The sequence below is a fragment of the Ruegeria sp. ABF4_144 genome (assembly GCF_056160045.1).
Genome location: NZ_JBSWWK010000001.1, coordinates 621,593 through 638,998, shown reverse-complemented (window position 1 = coordinate 638,998; position 17,406 = coordinate 621,593). Strand labels below are relative to the sequence as shown.

General features: G+C 58.7%; 19 protein-coding genes. 15 read left to right on the top strand and 4 right to left on the bottom strand.

Annotated features, from left to right (window positions below; genetic code table 11):
- Positions 1 to 70: 70 nt before the first annotated feature.
- The gene (locus ACXAGD_RS03345) at positions 71 to 961 is read left to right on the top strand and encodes a LysR family transcriptional regulator (RefSeq protein WP_475208479.1); all 891 of its coding nucleotides are present in this window, start codon (positions 71 to 73) and stop codon (positions 959 to 961) included.
- 2 nt (positions 962 to 963) lie between these two features.
- On the opposite strand, the gene irrA is transcribed toward ACXAGD_RS03345, so the two are convergent.
- On the bottom strand, positions 964 to 1,380 hold the full coding sequence (gene irrA, locus ACXAGD_RS03340) for an iron response transcriptional regulator IrrA (RefSeq protein WP_475208478.1): 417 nt from the start codon (positions 1,378 to 1,380) through the stop codon (positions 964 to 966).
- A 188-nt stretch (positions 1,381 to 1,568) separates the two neighbouring features.
- Here irrA and fabA point away from each other — a divergent pair, with 188 nt between their 5' ends.
- From fabA to ACXAGD_RS03320, 4 genes are read left to right on the top strand one after another with little or no spacing between them, the layout of a single operon-like run.
- On the top strand, positions 1,569 to 2,078 hold the full coding sequence (gene fabA, locus ACXAGD_RS03335) for a bifunctional 3-hydroxydecanoyl-ACP dehydratase/trans-2-decenoyl-ACP isomerase (RefSeq protein WP_058279458.1): 510 nt from the start codon (positions 1,569 to 1,571) through the stop codon (positions 2,076 to 2,078).
- A 31-nt stretch (positions 2,079 to 2,109) separates the two neighbouring features.
- A complete protein-coding gene (gene fabB / locus ACXAGD_RS03330; RefSeq protein WP_475208476.1) occupies positions 2,110 to 3,339 on the top strand; it encodes a beta-ketoacyl-ACP synthase I in 1,230 nt (409 codons plus the stop codon).
- 5 nt (positions 3,340 to 3,344) lie between these two features.
- Positions 3,345 to 4,136 carry an enoyl-ACP reductase FabI gene (locus ACXAGD_RS03325; RefSeq protein WP_475208475.1) on the top strand — a complete coding sequence of 264 codons (792 nt, stop codon included), beginning with the start codon at positions 3,345 to 3,347 and terminating at the stop codon, positions 4,134 to 4,136.
- Positions 4,137 to 4,195: 59 nt separating this feature from the next.
- On the top strand, positions 4,196 to 4,381 hold the full coding sequence (locus ACXAGD_RS03320) for a hypothetical protein (RefSeq protein ID WP_475208474.1): 186 nt from the start codon (positions 4,196 to 4,198) through the stop codon (positions 4,379 to 4,381).
- Between the two features lie 23 nt (positions 4,382 to 4,404).
- Here the strand turns inward: ACXAGD_RS03320 and ACXAGD_RS03315 are convergent, their stop codons facing one another.
- Complete coding sequence (locus ACXAGD_RS03315) at positions 4,405 to 4,833, bottom strand: FKBP-type peptidyl-prolyl cis-trans isomerase (protein ID WP_475208473.1); 429 nt, start codon at positions 4,831 to 4,833, stop codon at positions 4,405 to 4,407.
- A 127-nt stretch (positions 4,834 to 4,960) separates the two neighbouring features.
- Here ACXAGD_RS03315 and ACXAGD_RS03310 point away from each other — a divergent pair, with 127 nt between their 5' ends.
- From ACXAGD_RS03310 to ACXAGD_RS03270, 9 genes are all read left to right on the top strand, one after another.
- On the top strand, positions 4,961 to 5,647 hold the full coding sequence (locus ACXAGD_RS03310) for a haloacid dehalogenase type II (RefSeq protein ID WP_475208472.1): 687 nt from the start codon (positions 4,961 to 4,963) through the stop codon (positions 5,645 to 5,647).
- Positions 5,647 to 6,474: an alpha/beta fold hydrolase gene (locus ACXAGD_RS03305; RefSeq protein ID WP_475208470.1), complete on the top strand. Its 828-nt coding sequence runs from the start codon at positions 5,647 to 5,649 to the stop codon at positions 6,472 to 6,474. The genes ACXAGD_RS03310 and ACXAGD_RS03305 overlap by 1 nt, the downstream gene beginning before the upstream one ends.
- Positions 6,471 to 7,445, top strand: coding sequence for a threonine ammonia-lyase (locus ACXAGD_RS03300; RefSeq protein WP_475208468.1), 975 nt, complete (start codon positions 6,471 to 6,473; stop codon positions 7,443 to 7,445). The genes ACXAGD_RS03305 and ACXAGD_RS03300 overlap by 4 nt, the downstream gene beginning before the upstream one ends.
- 58 nt (positions 7,446 to 7,503) lie before the next feature.
- A complete protein-coding gene (gene pcaD, locus ACXAGD_RS03295; protein ID WP_475208467.1) occupies positions 7,504 to 8,292 on the top strand; it encodes a 3-oxoadipate enol-lactonase in 789 nt (262 codons plus the stop codon).
- Positions 8,293 to 8,304: 12 nt separating this feature from the next.
- A complete protein-coding gene (locus ACXAGD_RS03290) occupies positions 8,305 to 9,027 on the top strand; it encodes an alpha/beta fold hydrolase (RefSeq protein ID WP_475208466.1) in 723 nt (240 codons plus the stop codon).
- A 71-nt stretch (positions 9,028 to 9,098) separates the two neighbouring features.
- Entirely contained in the window at positions 9,099 to 10,298 is a 1,200-nt protein-coding gene (locus tag ACXAGD_RS03285; RefSeq protein ID WP_475208465.1) for a TCR/Tet family MFS transporter, read from the top strand.
- Between the two features lie 82 nt (positions 10,299 to 10,380).
- Positions 10,381 to 11,475, top strand: coding sequence for a Zn-dependent alcohol dehydrogenase (locus tag ACXAGD_RS03280; protein WP_475208464.1), 1,095 nt, complete (start codon positions 10,381 to 10,383; stop codon positions 11,473 to 11,475).
- 6 nt (positions 11,476 to 11,481) lie between these two features.
- Positions 11,482 to 12,714 (top strand): mandelate racemase/muconate lactonizing enzyme family protein, encoded by a 1,233-nt coding sequence (locus ACXAGD_RS03275; RefSeq protein WP_475208462.1) that lies wholly within the window; start codon positions 11,482 to 11,484, stop codon positions 12,712 to 12,714.
- A 112-nt stretch (positions 12,715 to 12,826) separates the two neighbouring features.
- The gene (locus ACXAGD_RS03270; protein WP_475208461.1) at positions 12,827 to 13,114 is read left to right on the top strand and encodes an ArsR/SmtB family transcription factor; all 288 of its coding nucleotides are present in this window, start codon (positions 12,827 to 12,829) and stop codon (positions 13,112 to 13,114) included.
- Here ACXAGD_RS03270 and ACXAGD_RS03265 read toward each other — a convergent pair.
- Positions 13,111 to 16,107 carry an ABC transporter transmembrane domain-containing protein gene (locus ACXAGD_RS03265; RefSeq protein WP_475212479.1) on the bottom strand — a complete coding sequence of 999 codons (2,997 nt, stop codon included), beginning with the start codon at positions 16,105 to 16,107 and terminating at the stop codon, positions 13,111 to 13,113. The genes ACXAGD_RS03270 and ACXAGD_RS03265 overlap by 4 nt on opposite strands.
- 244 nt (positions 16,108 to 16,351) lie before the next feature.
- On the opposite strand from ACXAGD_RS03265, the gene ACXAGD_RS03260 reads away from it, so the two are divergent.
- Positions 16,352 to 16,711, top strand: coding sequence for a DUF3307 domain-containing protein (locus ACXAGD_RS03260; RefSeq protein WP_475212477.1), 360 nt, complete (start codon positions 16,352 to 16,354; stop codon positions 16,709 to 16,711).
- On the opposite strand, the gene ACXAGD_RS03255 is transcribed toward ACXAGD_RS03260, so the two are convergent.
- On the bottom strand, positions 16,669 to 17,391 hold the full coding sequence (locus ACXAGD_RS03255) for a hypothetical protein (RefSeq protein ID WP_475208460.1): 723 nt from the start codon (positions 17,389 to 17,391) through the stop codon (positions 16,669 to 16,671). The genes ACXAGD_RS03260 and ACXAGD_RS03255 overlap by 43 nt on opposite strands.
- Between the last annotated feature and the right edge of the window lie 15 nt (positions 17,392 to 17,406).

Below are 17,406 nucleotides of genomic sequence, written 5' to 3'. Positions count from 1 at the left end.
TGGATGCTGTGATCTGCCCATGGGAAAGCCCTCTGTTCAAGTCATATCTTTCAAAGATACACTTAACTTCATGTTATATATCTCGCTGCGCCAATATGAATATGTCTGCGCCATCGGACGGCATGGGAGCCTGTCCGCCGCTGCGCAGCATCTGAACGTTTCGCAACCGGCGCTGTCCAACGCGCTGACACGAGTTGAGGAACAACTAGGCTATCCCCTGTTCGCCCGCAGGCGCGGCGCGGCCATGGCTCTGACCCCGCAAGGTCGCAGCTTTATCGAAGAGGCCGAGGCGTTGCTGGCCAACGCAGCACGTCTGGAAAACGCCACTGACACCAGCACGGACAAGGCGCGGCTGCGGCTGGGCTGTTTCGTCGATCTGGCCCCTTTTCTGTTGGCCCGTGCGCTACGTCAGTTGCGCGTCGAGATGCCGGATGTGGCCGTATCCTACAGGGTGGACAGTTTCGAAGGCCTGATTTCCGGCCTGATCGACGGGCGGATCGATCTGGCACTGACCTATGGGCTGAGCATGGATGCAACCTTTACGCGGCACACACTGTTTACCAGCTCTCCGCGCGCGCTTCTGTCACCGGATCATCCACTGGCCGCCAAATGCGAGGTTTCCCTAAAGGATGTAGCCGCCTACCCGCTGATCCTGTCCGACGAGGGCCTATCCGCGCAGCATGTGCTGGGGCTGTTTCGTCAGATCGGAGAAAGCCCGACAGTGGCCCACCGTGCAGCTTCACTAGAGATTCAGCGCAGCCTCGCGGCTCATAACGAGGGCGTTGCGATCAGCTATGCCAATCCACCCACCAAGGTCAGCTATGACGGGGTGCCGCTGGTGAGCTTGCCGATTTCTGACAAGTTTGCAGCCGAACCGGTGGTGCTGGCTCGGCACGGCACAGGCCCAACAGACGCGCAAATTGCGGTCGCCGAACGCGCCCTGACAGTAATAGTGACGTGAGGTTACTTCTTCCGCAAACGGATCACGACGTCGACCGAGGCGATCTCGACCCCTTCGGGGGCTTCGGGAAGCCGCTGAATCACAAGTTCCTCTGAAGGCGCATCGCTCAGACGGCCCTCATCCTCCCAGAAGAAATGGGGGTGATCATGGGTGTTGGTGTCGAAATAACTTTTCGATCCGTCTACCGTGATTTCCTGCAGAACACCGGCCTCGCAAAACGCGCGCAGCGTATTGTAGACCGTTGCAAGAGAGACAGCATCGCCGTTCTTTTTCGCCGATTCAAACAAGCTCTCCGCCGTTACGTGGCGGTGCAGGCCGTCGCCGACCAGCAGTTCGGCCAAAGCCATACGCTGTCTCGTCGGACGCAATCCTGCGTCGACCAACCAATTTGTGGCTCTGCTCTGGCTTTGAGGTGTCATGAATCCGAAACCCAATTGTTGCTGATCTATATATAAGTGCTCTGGTCAGGTAATTTCAAATGAAATTCATTCGCAAAGAATGTCATGAACACAACATGATGTGGGCGACCGCTCTTGCAGGACCTTGCATACGGGTGCTAGGTGAGGCCAGATTAAAGAAACGGACCCCTGGCAGGAGAGGCGGCAGAATGGCCCAATTCCCGAGCAGCTTTGACAAGGACGATCTGCTGAAATGCGCCCGAGGCGAATTATTCGGCCCCGGCAATGCGCAGTTGCCTGCTCCGCCGATGCTGATGATGGACCGGATCACCGACATCTCGGCCGATGGAGGCGCGCATGGAAAAGGTCACATTCTGGCCGAGTTCGATATTACACCGGACCTTTGGTTCTTTGACTGCCATTTCCCCGGCAATCCGATCATGCCCGGCTGTCTGGGGCTGGATGGGCTGTGGCAGCTGACCGGATTCAACCTTGGCTGGCGTGGCTGGCAGGGGCGCGGCATGGCTGTGGGCGTGGGCGAGGTCAAGCTGACCGGTATGGTGCGCCCGGACCGCAAAATGCTGACCTATAAAATTGATTTCAAAAAGGCGATCCAGACCCGCCGCCTGACCATGGGTGTGGCGGATGGTATCGTCGAAGCGGACGGCGAAATGATTTACGACGTCAAAGACATGAAAGTCGTTCTGTCCGAAGCCTAAGCCGGACCGGCCTGAAATAAGGAGCACGCACATGCGTCGAGTAGTTGTCACCGGTTTGGGAGTTGTCTCCTCCATCGGGAACAATGCCGAAGAGGTTCTGGCCTCGCTGAAGGCTGGCAAGTCCGGCATCGAAGCCAATGAACAAATGGTCGAACACGGCTTTCGCAGCCAGATCGCCGGGTCGCTGAAGATCGACGTGGCCGAGCATGTGGACAAGCGCACCCTGCGCTTCATGGGACCCGGTGCCGCCTATGCTCATATCGCGATGAGCCAGGCGATTGCCGATGCTGGCTTGACCGAAGAGCAGGTGGTGAACCCGCGCACCGGTCTGGTTGCAGGGTCCGGAGGCCCTTCGACCAGTGCGATGCTGACCGCACATCAGACGGTGCTGAAAACCGGTGCGACCAAGCGGATCGGGCCGTTTGCGGTTCCGAAATGTATGTGTTCGACGATTTCCGCGAACCTTGCGACTGCGTTCAAAATCAAAGGCATCAACTACTCGATCACCTCGGCTTGCTCGACTTCGCTGCACTGTATCGGCAACGCGGCAGAGCAGATCATGCTGGGCAAGCAGGACGTCATGTTTGCTGGCGGCGGCGAGGAACTGGACTGGACCCTGTCCTGCCTGTTTGACGCGATGGGCGCGATGTCCTCGAAATACAATGACACGCCGAGTAAAGCCTCGCGCGCCTTCGATCAGGATCGCGACGGGTTCGTGATCTCCGGCGGCGGCGGCATCGTCGTGCTGGAGGATCTGGATCACGCGCTGGCGCGCGGCGCCAAGATCTACGCCGAAGTTACCGGCTATGCGGCTACCTCGGACGGGCACGATATGGTGGCCCCTTCGGGTGAAGGCGGCGAGCGCGCGATGCGTCTGGCGCTGGATACCCTGCCCGAAGGCCGCAAGGTCGGTTACATCAACGCCCACGGCACCTCGACCCCGGTCGGCGATGTGGGCGAGGTCGAAGCAGTCCGCCGCATCTTTGGCGAAGGCAACGTGCCGCCGATTTCATCGACCAAGTCGATGACCGGCCACGCACAGGGTGCTGCTGGCGCGCTGGAAGCCATCTTCTGCCTGCTGATGCTGGACAATGACTTTATTACTCCGTCGATCAACGTCGACACGCTTGCCGAAGGCATCCTGCCCGGTGAAATTGCAACTCAAGTGGTTGAAAACGCAGGCCTGGACAGTGTCATGACCAACAGCTTCGGCTTTGGTGGCACAAACGGGTCCATGGTTCTGTCAAAGTATAACGGGTGAATATGATGTCGGATCTTCTAAAGGGCAAACGCGGCCTGATTATGGGCGTGGCCAATGACCGCTCGATTGCGTGGGGCATTGCCAAAGCCATGCACGAGGCCGGCGCGGAGCTGGCATTCACCTATCAGGGTGAAGCGTTCGGCAAACGGCTGGAACCGCTGGCACAGAGCCTTGGCAGCGATTTCATGGTGGATGCTGATGTCACCGACGACGCATCGCTGGACCGCGCGTTCAGCGAGCTGGGCGAACGTTGGCCAACGATTGATTTCGTGGTCCACGCGATTGCATATTCGGACAAGTCCGAACTGACTGGCCGGTTCCTGAACACCACGCGGGCGAACTTCAAACATTCAATGGACGTCTCGGCCTATTCCTTTATCGAGGTAGCGCGCCGTGCCTATCCGCTGATGAAAGAAAATGGCGGTACGCTTTTGACTCTGACCTATCAGGGTTCAAACCGTGTCGTGCCGAACTACAACGTTATGGGCGTGGCGAAAGCCGCGCTGGAATCGGCAACCCGCTATCTGGCCAACGACCTTGGCCCCGAAGGCATCCGCGTCAACGCGATCTCGCCCGGCCCGATGAAAACGCTGGCAGGTGCAGCCATCGGTGGTGCGCGTAAGACCTACAAGTTCTGCGATCAGAACGCACCGATGCGTTCTAACGCAACGCTTGAGGCCGTTGGCGGTACCGCCGTTTATCTTGCATCCGAAGCCGGTGCCTGCACCTCAGGTGAGATCATCAAAGTCGACGGCGGCTTCCACGTTCTGGGTATGCCGCAGCCTGATCACATGTGACTCGAACTTTCCCTGCCCGCGCCAAGATTTGACCATCTTTCGCGGGCACGGATAGCGGCATGAGCAAAGCAGAACAAATCCTCACGAACACCTCTCGGTCATCCCGGCGCAAACAGGGCTTTTTGGGACAACGCGGACGTATCACGTTGCTGGCCCTGACCATGCTTCTGATGCTGTTTGTGTTTTTCACACAGCCAGATGTGCGCGCTGCGTTTACTTCCTGGACCAGCCTGTTCTCAGGCTGATCCGACACACTGCCCTATTGCGGTCAGTTGATTGAGACGACCTCAATATCGAAAATCAGGTCTTGCCCGGCCAGCGGATGATTTGCGTCCAAGGTAACGGTTGCCTCGTCAGAATCCACCACTGTCACCGGTACCGCCTGCCCGTCCGGCGTCTGCATCTGCAACTGGGTGCCGGGGTCCAATGGGATGTCATCAGGAATACCCTCACGCGGAATCTGCTGACGCGCTGCGGGGTTGATCGGGCCATATGCATCCACGCAAGCAATCTCGACCCGCTTTTTCTCACCCACCGTCAGGCCCGGCATGGCGGTATCCAACCCGGGAATGATCTGGCCTGACCCGACCACAAACTCCAGCGGATCGCGCCCCTCGGAACTGTCGAACACGTTGCCGTCCAACAGCGTACCTGTATAGTGGATGCGAACAGTGTCGCCTTGTTTGATCTCGGTCATGGGTGGCCTCCGGCCGTTAATGGATTAGGCGGCCAACCCTAGGGTGTGACACAGCATTGTAAACCCTGCCCCCCTTTTGCGCTTACAACTCTTGTGCCAACCTGCGCGCGACTGAGGGAGGGGAACCATGCCGATCACCACTTGCGTATTCGACGCCTATGGAACGCTGTTCGACGTTGCAGCCGCAGCACGACAGGCCGCAGGCGAGCCTGGGTTTGAGAAACTGCAGCAGAAATGGCCCGAACTGGCCAATCATTGGCGGCTGAAACAGCTGCAATACACCTGGCTACGCGCCATCACCCATGCCCATGCCGATTTCTGGGACGTGACCCAAGACGGGCTGGATTGGGCGCTTGAGGCCACAGGGCTGCACGGAGATCCAACCCTACGCCAGCGCCTGCTAGACCTGTATTGGGAGTTACAGGCCTACCCCGAGGTACCTCAAATGCTGGCCGACCTGAAAGCTAAAGGGCTGAACACCGCGATTCTGTCTAACGGGTCGCTTCCCATGTTGGATGGCGCAGTGAAATCGGCTGGAATTGGCGATGTGCTGGACGATGTTCTGTCGGTCGAAAGCGTCGGTGTCTTCAAACCCCATTCCAGCGTCTATGATCTGGTCCAGCAGAGATTCGGCTGCGCCCGGGACGAGGTGCTGTTCGTCAGTTCCAACGGTTGGGATGCCGCCGGGGCCAGCGGTTACGGCTTTGTAACCGCCTGGGTCAATCGGGCAAACGAGCCAATGGACCGCTTGCCATGGACACCAGCACATGTACTGTCCGACCTGACAAGAATCCCTCAACTGGCTGGACTTTAATGGCTTTCTTCAACACCTCCGACGACAGGCGTCTTTACTATTCCGATACCGGGTCTGGGACCCCGGTGCTCTGCCTGGCCGGACTGACCCGCAACAGCCGGGATTTCTCGTTTCTTGCACCGCACATCACAGACTTGCGCATGATCACGATGGATTACCGGGGACGTGGACAGTCGGAGTTTGATCCGGACTTCATGAACTACAACGTCCTGCGCGAATCCCATGACGCGATCGAGTTGCTGGATCATCTGGGGCTTAACCGGGTGGCGGTGCTGGGCACCTCGCGCGGGGGCCTGATTGCCATGGCTCTGGCCGCTAGCCATCCCGAGCGCCTTTCAGCGGTGGTGCTAACCGATGTGGGTCCGGTGATCGAAACCTCGGGCATGGCCAAGATTATGGATTATGTCGGCCGACAGCCAGCCGCGAATACCTATGACGAAGCCGCCCAAACCCTACAGCAGGTAATGGAGCCGCACTTCCCTGGCGTCCACCTCAGCCGGTGGCGGCAGCAAGCCGAAATTCAATATGAGCAAACTGCGGACGGTTTGGCCCTGCGCTATGATCCCGCCTTGCGCAAAGCCTTGTTGGACCAGGCCGCCGCCGGGGCCATACCGGACATGTGGATGTTCTTTGAGGCGCTGCGCGACATCCCGACAGGTGTCATTCGGGGTGCAAATTCGGATGTACTGGGCAAGGATACGCTTACCGAAATGCACAAGCGTCATCCCGGTCTTATCTCAATAGAGGTCCCGGATCGCGGTCATGTCCCGTTTCTGGATGAACCGCAGTCACTGGACCTTATTCACAAGGTATTGGACGCCGCATGAGCACGCTGGAAATGATCGAAGCCGCCGCCAAGCGGTTGAAGGGCCACGTCCGGGAAACACCTTTTCTGAACTCACCGTTTCTGGACGAACTGGCCGGACGCCGGGTGCTGGTGAAACCCGAATGTCTGCAGCACACCGGCAGCTTCAAGTTTCGCGGTGCTTGGTCCGCGATCTCGGCCTTGGACGAGCAGAATCGGAAGCGCGGTGTCATCGCCTTTTCCTCGGGCAATCACGCGCAGGGTGTGGCCTATGCCGCCGCGCAACACGGGATTTCATCGGTGATCGTCATGCCATCGGACGCCCCGCAGCTGAAGATCGACAATACCCGCGCGCTGGGCGGCGAGGTGGTTCTGTACGACCGCGCCAACGAAAGCCGCGAAGAAATTGGCGAAGCGCTGGCCTCTGAGCGCGGCCTGACCCTGATCCGCCCGTATGACGAACCGCAGGTGATTGCCGGTCAGGGCACCACCGGGTTGGAGCTTGCCCGACAAGCCGCCGCAATGGGTGTAGACCAAGCTGATGTACTTGTCTGCTGCGGTGGCGGCGGGCTGACCTCGGGGATCGCTTTGGCGCTGGAAGGCCACGCGCCCGGTCTGCGTGCCCGCCCGTGCGAGCCAGAAGGGTTCGATGACGTCAAACGGTCGCTCGCCACAGGCCAGATTCAAAGCAACGACGCTGCTTCTGGAAACATCTGCGACGCGATCCTGACACCGCAGCCGGGGCAGATCACCTTTCCGATTCTGAACCGCCTGTGCGGGCCCGGTCTATCGGTCACAGAAGAAGAAGCAATGCGCGCAATGGCGCAGGCATTCCTGCGCCTTAAGCTGGTGTTGGAACCGGGCGGCGCGGTGTCGCTGGCCTCGGCTCTGTTCCGCCGTGATGAAATCAAAGGCGATACGGTGATCGTTGTGGCCTCGGGGGGCAATGCTGACCCCGAAGTGTTTGGAAAAGCGCTGGAATTCCTGACCTGACATGAATCAATGATTAGGTCAATGTGATGTCTTAACGTATGACAACGGGGATTGTGTCATGCAAATCTTGGATATTGGCGAAGTGCAGTTGCACTATAGGGTCGATGGTGATCCGGATGGTGCGCCGATTGTTTTTGCCAACTCACTGGGTACCGATCTGCGCCTTTGGGACGCCGTGCTGCCTCATCTGCCAGCCGGTCTTCGGATTATCCGCTATGACAAACGCGGGCATGGGCTGTCGTCGCAGCCCCCGGCCCCCTATTCCATGGGAGCGCTGGTCCGCGATGCCGAGGGGCTTCTGGATCACCTGAACGTCCGGGATTGCGTCTTTGTCGGTCTGTCCATCGGCGGGCTGATTGCTCAGGGTCTGGCGGTAAAGCGCATGGATCAGGTCCGCGCGTTGGTGCTGTCGAACACGGCTGCCAAAATCGGCATCCCCTCAATCTGGCAGGATCGAATGGATGCGGTGCGTCAGGGCGGTATCGAAGCCTTGGCCGATGCAACGATGGAGCGATGGTTTTCCAAGAAATTCCGCGCCTCGACCGATCACCTGCTGTGGCGCAACATGATGGTGCGGCAACCGGTGGACGGATATCTGGGCTGTTGCGCAGCGATCTCGGGCACGGATTTCTACACCCCCACCAGCGGCCTGCGACTGCCAACGCTGGGGATTGCCGGCAGCGAGGATGGTTCAACCCCGCCAGATCTGGTGCGCGAAACGATTGACCTGATCCCTGGCTCGAAATTCGAACTGATGCGCCGGGCAGGTCATCTGCCCTGCGTCGAACAACCGGAGGAGTACGCGGCCCTGCTGCGGAATTTCCTGACCGATATCGGACATAAATGAAGGAGCGCGACAATGGCAGATTTTCTGTTGGTCCATGGATCCTGTCATGGCGCCTGGTGCTGGCGTGATCTGATCCCAGCGCTAGAGGTTCTGGGTCATTCGGCGCGCGCCATTGACCTGCCCAGCCATGGCTCAGACCCTACTCCGATTGCCGATGTCACGCTGGAGGGCTGCCGGGATGCGGTGCTGTCGGCCTCGACCCCGCAGACGATTGTGGTCGGCCATTCCTGGGGCGGATATCCGATCAGTGCAGCCGCCGAGGCCAACCCCAAGGCCATGCGCGCGCTGATTTATCTATGCGCCTATGTTCCACAAAACGGCCTGTCCATGGTTGAGATGCGCAGGCGCGCGCCGCGGCAATTGATCGTCGATGCAGTCGAAAAATCCACCGACGGCCTGTCTTACACGGTCAGGCCAGACACGGTGCGCGACCTGTTCTATCACGATTGCCCGCCCGAGATCGTGCCCTTTGCCTTCGCGCGCCTGTGCCCGCAGGCAATTGCGCCGCAGGAAACCCCTCTGCCCTTGTCCGAAAATTTCACGCGCGTCCCCAAAGCCTATATCCGTGCCACGGACGACCACACGATTCCGACGGAATATGAAGAAGAGATGAGCCACATCGCACCCGAAGAGCTGCGCGCGACAATCGACAGCTCTCATTCGCCGTTTTTTTCGCACCCCCGCCATCTGGCTGAAATTCTGGACGATCTGCAACAAAAGCTGCCAGCAGCCTGACCGCACGTAACGGACGCTTCACACGTGAACGAACCGTGATAATGTCCGGCCAAAACTCGCGACTGGGTGCCATGCGTCTGCCTTTTCTCTTTGTTCTCGGTACGGTCATGATCGACGCCATGGGCATCGGCCTTGTGTTGCCAATTATGCCCGATCTGATTGTCGAGGTTCAGGGTGGCACCCTGGCCGATGCGGCGATCTGGGGCGGCGTTCTGAGTACGGCCTTTGCCGCGATGCAATTCGTCTTCGGGCCTATTCTGGGAAACCTGTCCGACGCTTATGGGCGTCGCGCGGTTCTATTGGTGTCGCTGTTCGTGATGTCGCTGGATTACGTGGTGATGGCGATCGCGGGCAGCATCTGGCTGCTGCTGGTTGGGCGGATCGTTGGCGGGATCACTGCTGCCACTCACGCCACGGCCGCCGCGTTTATGGCAGATGTATCAAAACCCCATGAAAAGGCCGCCAATTTTGGCTTGCTTGGCGCTGCGTTTGGGGTTGGCTTTGTGCTGGGTCCGGTGATCGGAGGGCTGCTGAGCGAATATGGCACCCGCGCGCCCTTCTGGGCCGCTGCCGGTTTGTCTGCCCTAACTTTTCTGACCGGCTTACTCGTCATGCCAGAGACAGTAACAGACAATACCCGCCGGGCCTTCAGCCTCCGCCGCGCCAATCCGGTAAACTCTCTCCGCGCGATTGCTGCGCTGCCCGGCATTCGTCCAATGCTGTGGGTCTATTTCCTGTATTCGGTGTCGATCTATGTCTACCCCGCGATCTGGGCCTATTTCACGACCGAGCGCTTCGGTTGGTCACCGCAGATGATCGGCCTGTCGCTGGGTGTCTACGGAATAGGAATGGCAGCCGTTCAGGGCGGCCTGATCCGCCCGGCAACGCGATACTTGGGTGAACGGGTCACAATCATCTACGGAATGGGGTTTGAGATCGTCAGCTTCTTACTATTAGCCTTCCTAACCAACGGGTTCATCGCGTTGTTGCTGATCCCGATCACTGCGCTTGGGGCGGTTGTGACCCCTGCCCTGCAGGCCCTGACATCCCGTGCCACGCCCGATTCTCAGCAGGGCGAACTGCAGGGTGTGCTGACGTCCTTGCACGCGCTTTCGATGGTAATCTCTCCGTTGGTCATGACCACTGTCTTCGCGCAGTTCGTCAAAGCCGAGGCCGTGCTTTATCTGCCTGGGGCACCATTCCTTCTGGCCCTGTTGCTAATGTGTGTCGGTTTCGCACTGTTTTTGCGGGCACGTCCTGTCGTGGCGTAACTGCGACACCCGAATGACGGTTTCCGTCTTGCGACACACTGTTTCCCGCGCCACCGTGGACAAAAGGGAGTGAGGAACAAGAATGCACACCATCAAAGCCGCCGTCTGCCGAGCGTTCAACGAACCTCTGGTCATCGAAGACATCCAAATCGCGCCACCCGGCACCGGAGAGGTCGAGGTGACGCTGGAGGCGGTGGCGATCTGCCATTCCGACATCACTTACGCCACTGGGGCGTGGGGCGGGCATCTGCCCGCCGTTTACGGGCATGAGGCCGCCGGGATCATCACCGCAACTGGTGACGCGGTCGGCGGGTTTCAGGTGGGTGATGCCGTTGTGGTCACTCTGATCCGTGCCTGCGGGTCTTGCCCGTCCTGCGCAGGCGGTCAGCCAACGATCTGCGAAACCCCATATGACTCGATCAACGGTCCCCTGCGCACGGCGGATGGCGGACCTCTGGATCAAGCAATGGCCTGCGGGGCCTTTGCCGAGAAGGTTGTAGTCAGCCACCGGCAGATTGTGAAGATTCCCGAAACCATGCCGAAAGACGTGGCCAGTCTGCTGTCTTGCGGGGTGATCACCGGGGTTGGTGCGGCGGTGAATGCTGCGAAACTGCGCCCAGGCCAGGATGTGGTTGTCATCGGTGCAGGCGGTGTTGGGCTGAACGCCATTCAGGGCGCACGCCTTGCCGGCGCGCGGCGGATCGTGGCGGTCGATATGACCGAGGAAAAGCTGGACATCGCGAAAGAGTTCGGCGCCACCCATGGCGTGTTGGCCAGCCTCAAGCAACCGTGGAAAGCTGCTTATGAGGCACTGGGCGGGCGCGGCGCAGATGCGGTGCTGATCACCGTTGGCGCCATCCCGGCCTACGATCAGGCCCCGCGCTATCTGGGTCGAGGCGGCAAGGCCATCATGATCGGCATGCCGCATTCAGGCGATATGTCCAGCTATGAACCCGTCGTTCTGGCGGCGCTGGGACAGGGCGTTGTCGGTTCGAAAATGGGCGATGTGGTTATTCAGCGCGATATCCCTTGGATGATCGACCTGTACGAACAGGGGCGGCTGAAACTCGATGAGCTGATCTCGGGCCGCTGGTCTCTGGATCAGATCAACGAGGCGATTGAGGACACCAAGACCGGATCAGCCAAGCGCAATGTGATCCTGTTCGACAGGGGGTAACAGCGGATGAAACTGCAAGACCTCGATATCGTCGTAACCGCCCCACCCGCACCGGGTTGGGGGGGGCGCTATTGGATACTGGTGAAAGTCACTACTGATACCGGGATCACCGGTTGGGGCGAATGTTATGCGTCCTCGGTTGGCCCCGAGGCGATGCGGCACGTGATCCGGGACGTGTTCGAGCGGCACATGCTGGGCGAAAACCCCGAAAACATCGAACTGATGTTCCGCCGCGCCTATTCCAGCGGCTTTACCCAGCGCCCGGACCTGACCGTGATGGGCGCATTCTCGGGGCTCGAAATTGCTTGCTGGGATATTCTGGGCAAGGATCGCGACCGCCCAGTCTATGCCTTGTTAGGCGGGCTGATGAACCAGCGAATCCGCGCTTATACCTACCTTTATCCCCTGCCCCAGCACAATCTGAGCGACTTCTGGACCTCGCCCGATCAGGCCGGTGAATGCGCGGCGGAAATGGTGCGGCGCGGGTTCACGGCAGTCAAATTCGACCCTGCAGGTCCCTATACCGTCCGCGGCGGGCATATGCCTGCGATGTCCGATATCTCGATGTCGGTCGCGTTCTGCAAGGCGATCCGCGAGGCTGTGGGCGACAAGGCCGATCTGCTGTTTGGCACCCATGGCCAGTTCAACACCGCAGGCGCCATTCGTCTCGGCCAAGCATTAGAACCGTATTCCCCGCTCTGGTTCGAAGAGCCTACCCCGCCAGACATGATCGAAGACATGGCCCGCGTCGCCCGAAACGTCCGCATCCCCGTCGCTACCGGGGAACGCATGACCACCAAGGCCGAATTCGGAGCCGTCCTGCGCGCAGGGGCGGCCGAAATCCTTCAACCTGCATTGGGTCGCGCCGGTGGTATCTGGGAAATGAAGAAAGTCGCCGCCTTGGCTGAGGTGTTCAATGCGCAAATGGCCCCGCACCTTTATGCCGGTCCTGTGGAATGGGCCGCCAATATCCACCTGGCTGCATCAATCCCGAACCTGCTGTTGCTGGAAACCATAGAAACTCCGTTCCATGATAAGTTGATCAAAGGAACGCTGCGCGTGGATGATGGATTTGTAGCAGCCCCGACCGCGCCCGGCCTCGGGATTGAGGTGGACGAGGATCTGGCCCGCGCACATCACTACACTGGCGATGGGTTGCACCTGCAAATGCAGGAAGAGCCTTGCGACTATGTCAATGGAAATGCCTTTCAGGGCGGTGCGCCAGCGACTGAGGGGTGACATTATAACATACTTTAGGGCATAGTGGGTCAACACCAAGTTGCGAAACAGGACGCACGTGGCCTTAAAAGACAAAGAAGATAAGAGCGATCAAGCAGATAACCCCGCGGACATGAAAGAAAACGCTGCGAGGGCGGCGGCCTTTCTCAAGTCGCTAGCCCACGAAGGGCGACTGATGATCCTGTGCCATTTGGGCCAAGGGGAAAAATCGGTCAGTGAACTTGAAGACCTTCTGCAAATCCGGCAGGCCGCCGTCAGCCAGATGTTAGCCCGGCTGCGTCAGGAACGGCTTGTCTCGACCCGCAGGGATGGCAAGACTATCTACTACTCGCTGCAGAACGGCAACGCCACGCAGGTCATCGGGTTGCTCTACGATCTGTTCTGCAAGCCGGACGGTTAGTTCGAGACGTAGCCCGCAATCACCTGCAGCAGCTTGAACGCAGTCGCGGCGTCGTTTTCGACCACAGCCAGGAATTCTTCTTCACCGATGCGCAGACAAGACAGCTCGGTCTCGGCAACCATGCTGAGCGCGCGGGGTTCTTTGCGGATCAGTCCCAGTTCCCCAACCAGAGCCCCCGGTCCAACCTTGGTGATCAATTGGTCCGGGCCTTCAATCTGCGGCAAGTACAGCCCTGCTTCACCTTCAAGCACCACATAGGCTCCGTCGGTGGGTTGGTCGTCTTTCAGGAACACGACCTCGCCGGGCTGAGCATTATACCAGCGCGCACCGAAGGCCAGCAGGCGCAACTGTCTGCGGTCGAGACCGGAAAACAGCGGTGTCTGCTCCAAGGCGCGCAGCTTGCGCGCCAAGTCTGCCGAGGCAGCGCTGTCCTCTTCCACCGTGGCGTCCCTTTCGTCTGAGACTACCCGACCTTGCCGGATTTCGACAAAGTTATCGAATTTGTCCGGATTTTCAAAATGGTCGTTCAGATAAATTACCGTCGTGTCTGGCAGCAGTTCGCGCAGGTTTTTGTAGACCGCCACTTGGGTCGCCATATCATAGCTTGCCAGCGCGTTTTCCAGGATCAGGATATCCGGCTTCTTGATTGTCGCCCGGGTAAAGGCCAAAGGCTCGGCAAAGACGGCGGGCAGGTTCTGACCACCGATCGCGACCGGCACATCATAGATTAGCTCGACCACCAGCGGGCGCGCGCCGTTTTCGTCCAGAACATCCACAATCAGCTTGCGCGCCTCATCCGAGCGGCCACCGCCAATCTGGCTGACCTTACCGAACAGCGCGTTCTCCATCACCGTCAGGCCGGGTGCAAAAGCATCTTTGTGCAGCGGCAGAAAGACATCCTGCAGCCGCTCCAACAGCTTTTCCGAGTGGCTATGGCGCAGTTCCAGAATGCGGTTCTTTAGCTCATCCGTAAAGGCAGGCCCGATCTGCTCGGCCGAGATCACAAACGGCACCGCAAGAAGGTTCGCAAGCTTTTCATCATCCAGCCCTGACACGCCCTCGTTCCGGGTTTTCTCGACAAGCTCAAGCGCAGTTTCATAAGTTTTGGCTTCCAGACCGAGCTTGCGGAACAACGGGTGGTCCGTACCATCCAGACCAAAGATCTGGCGCAGCATCTCGATCACGTCGCGGGTGAGGTTGACCAGCGTTTCATCCAGCCCCAATTCGCGCAACTGCCCAAGGAACACGGTCTGACGGGCCAGCAAGTCCTGCGTCACCGGAACCCGAGGAGTGGCAAACAACAGGTTTTCCGCGACCGGCAAGGCCGAATTATAAGCGCTCCAGTCGAAGACCAACGCCTGTTGATCCAGCCCGGCCTTTTGCACTGCTTGTTGTACCAGAGGGCGCAGTTCGACCAGCTTTTGCGCCAGTTCCGGGTGTTCGGCTGCGACAAAGACCTGATCCGATCCGCGCTGGAACAATGCGGCACCCGATCCCATTCCGTCGATCAGATGCAACCACCAATCCCGCAACGCCTCGGGGCTGTCCAATCCGGCCAGAGATGGGTCCAGCCAGTCTGTCGTATAAGGATCGGAGCTGTTGCCCGCGCGTTGTGTTTCAGCGAAGTCTGGGTCATCACTTTGGGTCGTCAGCGGCCTCTGGCGCATCGGCATCATGACGTTGTCGCCCAACGTGCCCTGAAACATGACCGGGCGCGACGAGGCATAGCCGATACGCGCAGCCACAACGCTTTGGTGCAGGGTAGACAGGTTTTCGCCGCCCACCTCAACCCGGCCCGAACTGGGCAGGATTTCCCGCGTCAGCAGCTCGGCCACGGCGCGTCTGTCTTCTTCGCTGGGGGCTGCGATGCCGATGGTTTGTCCGCCCGCAAAGGTGAGGTTCAGATCATCCAGAACCTGATTGCCATCCATATCCCGGACCGAAACCCGATCCAGCACGATATCGCCATTCAATCGCGGCCGGGTTTCGGGTTCACCCTCGAACAGCTTTTCGTCCGGCATCCCCGGCGGGGCAAAGCGTTCGATCACCACATCCCAGCGCAGCGACATGTCCTGCGTCTGGTTGTAATAGGTCAGCAGTTCCTTCCACGGCGAGCTCAGGTCTTTATACGCCGCCAGCGCCGCCACTAGCGCGCCCAGCGAGACCGAGCCCTGCAACACCAGCAGCCCACCGACCAGATAGAACATGAAAGGTGTCAGCTGCGAGATGAAGTTGTTGATGAACTTCATAAAGAACTTTTTCTGATAGATCTCGAACCGGATACCGAACAAACGCCCCAACTGTTCCGAGATCATCGCCCGGCGATAGCGCCAGCCGCCATTGCCCCTCAGAGTCGAGGCCCCGGCGGCGTTCTCACCGATCTGAGCGGCCAGAATGCGAACCTCCTGAATGCGTTTCTTGTTCAGCAGGTTGATCTGCCGCTGCAGCTTGGGGATCAGCCAAGCCTGAAGCGGAATCAACGCCACGGCGGCTAGGCCGAACCAGACGCTTTGTAGGAACAGGAAAGACAGGATCGTAATCATCTGCCCTGCCTGCAAAACCGGCTGGCTAATCGCGTCACCCATCAGTCCGCCCATCGGCTCGCTTTCGGCAGTGACCATCGACACCATCTCGCCCTGGCTGACCCTCTCGAAATAGGGTTGCGGAAAGCGCAAGGCGCGGTTGATCAGCTGATACCGGAACCGACGCAGCATTCGTTCGCTCAGCACACCTTTCATGGTGTTGATGCGCATCTTCATCAGGCCATGGCACAGCACGGCCAGCAGGAACGCCCCGCACAGAATAATCAGAAACGTGGTTTGCGGCAGATCATAGCCAAGAAAATTCACCACGGGGCTGGCCGCACCGATCGCATCGTTGATGATGCGCTTGGGCAGCTCCAGCGTCAGGTACAACAACGGAAAAAGCGTGGAGGTCACGGCCAGCAAGATCAGCTGGTCGCGTTTGGAGTACTTCCAAATAAACCGGAAAATCGAACGTTCTATGGAACCTGCCCCTGTTAAGGATCACGCACCCGATCCTAAAGAAAGTGCCGCAAATCAAACACTCCGAATTTACAGCAATCGTGGCCTGAGACGCAAATGGTTTCCAGTTTGATCATATATCCGCCATGTGTGAACAAGTTCATTTGCGCCGCAACGGTTTAGCCCCTAAGATTCCCATCAGGACGATATCGGGAGGAACAATTTGACTGCCAGTATAGGCGCAGTGTTGTTGATGCTCTGCTTATTGCAGATCAAACATATGTTTGCGGACTATTTCCTCCAGACACCGAAAATGTTGTCCGGGCGCAGTGAGTATTTTCACTCGGGCCGTGCGCAGCATGCCGGTGTGCATGTTGTTGGATCAGTTATTGTCTTTCTGCTGTTTGGCGCGCCGTGGTCTTTCATCCTGATCATTGCCGCGCTGGAATGGATTGTGCATTTCAATATCGATTTTGCCAAAGCCAGCTACTCGGACAAGAAACAACTGTCACCGACGCAGGCAGCTTTCTGGCGTGCAACCGGGTTAGACCAGTGCATGCACAATCTGACCTATATTGCGATGGTCTGGGCCTGGGTGACTTTCGCCGCCTGATCGGGCACCATTTCCGGGGTAGAGTGCCGGTAGGCCTCTCGCCATTGCCTATCCAACGCATCAAGTTGCGCTGTGTCGAACTTGTCCGCCACTTCCCAGTACCTGCCCGAAGGGACGAAATGGCCCAGCTTCTGTTCTGCATTCAGGACCGTTTCCATCGCATCGGTGGCGGGCAATTCAGCGTTCATCAAATTATTCAACGTCACGGACGGAAACAGTAAACGGCTTTTCCCATGGGACAGTCTGACAATCCGGCATCCCTGAACTGCGCCAAACAACGCAAGACGCGCTGACTTCGCTTCAAGCGACCTTAGGGTTACATCTGAACGCAACGGATCAGCCGTTCCGGTGCCATAGAAATGCGTTTTCCCGGATTCCGGGTAAATCATGTCACAACCGAAATAGGCCAAAACTGCTGGCCGAAGCGCCGCAAGCGCCCAATACCCAGCGGTGAATGCCATGGTACCGCCAGCATAGACGAAACCGCCGAAATCGTTCTGTACAGGCACGTAATCCTTCGCCGTCACCACCCGCTGATGGTCACGAATTTTCTGTGGTTGGTTTTTGGCCGGGAAGTCCTCGGGATGAATCAAAACATCCCAATCCGGACGAACACGCCAGGCGTTATTGATGGCCACGATGTGAGTAAATGTCGCGCGTGGCCACTGCTGCGCGGCCACTGCGCTTGGGGCACT

Bases quoted from the DNA above. Each gene is read 5' to 3' on its own strand.
- ACXAGD_RS03315 (WP_475208473.1), bottom strand. From the start codon at position 4,833: ATGACCGAGATCAAACAAGGCGACACTGTTCGCATCCACTATACAGGT.
- pcaD (WP_475208467.1), top strand. From the start codon at position 7,504: ATGCAAATCTTGGATATTGGCGAAGTGCAGTTGCACTATAGGGTCGAT.
- ACXAGD_RS03345 (WP_475208479.1), top strand. From the start codon at position 71: ATGTTATATATCTCGCTGCGCCAATATGAATATGTCTGCGCCATCGGA.
- ACXAGD_RS03325 (WP_475208475.1), top strand. From the start codon at position 3,345: ATGTCGGATCTTCTAAAGGGCAAACGCGGCCTGATTATGGGCGTGGCC.
- ACXAGD_RS03300 (WP_475208468.1), top strand. From the start codon at position 6,471: ATGAGCACGCTGGAAATGATCGAAGCCGCCGCCAAGCGGTTGAAGGGC.
- ACXAGD_RS03310 (WP_475208472.1), top strand. From the start codon at position 4,961: ATGCCGATCACCACTTGCGTATTCGACGCCTATGGAACGCTGTTCGAC.
- ACXAGD_RS03275 (WP_475208462.1), top strand. From the start codon at position 11,482: ATGAAACTGCAAGACCTCGATATCGTCGTAACCGCCCCACCCGCACCG.
- fabA (WP_058279458.1), top strand. From the start codon at position 1,569: ATGGCCCAATTCCCGAGCAGCTTTGACAAGGACGATCTGCTGAAATGC.
- ACXAGD_RS03270 (WP_475208461.1), top strand. From the start codon at position 12,827: ATGAAAGAAAACGCTGCGAGGGCGGCGGCCTTTCTCAAGTCGCTAGCC.
- fabB (WP_475208476.1), top strand. From the start codon at position 2,110: ATGCGTCGAGTAGTTGTCACCGGTTTGGGAGTTGTCTCCTCCATCGGG.
- ACXAGD_RS03290 (WP_475208466.1), top strand. From the start codon at position 8,305: ATGGCAGATTTTCTGTTGGTCCATGGATCCTGTCATGGCGCCTGGTGC.
- ACXAGD_RS03280 (WP_475208464.1), top strand. From the start codon at position 10,381: ATGCACACCATCAAAGCCGCCGTCTGCCGAGCGTTCAACGAACCTCTG.
- ACXAGD_RS03260 (WP_475212477.1), top strand. From the start codon at position 16,352: ATGCTCTGCTTATTGCAGATCAAACATATGTTTGCGGACTATTTCCTC.
- irrA (WP_475208478.1), bottom strand. From the start codon at position 1,380: ATGACACCTCAAAGCCAGAGCAGAGCCACAAATTGGTTGGTCGACGCA.
- ACXAGD_RS03320 (WP_475208474.1), top strand. From the start codon at position 4,196: ATGAGCAAAGCAGAACAAATCCTCACGAACACCTCTCGGTCATCCCGG.
- ACXAGD_RS03305 (WP_475208470.1), top strand. From the start codon at position 5,647: ATGGCTTTCTTCAACACCTCCGACGACAGGCGTCTTTACTATTCCGAT.
- ACXAGD_RS03285 (WP_475208465.1), top strand. From the start codon at position 9,099: ATGCGTCTGCCTTTTCTCTTTGTTCTCGGTACGGTCATGATCGACGCC.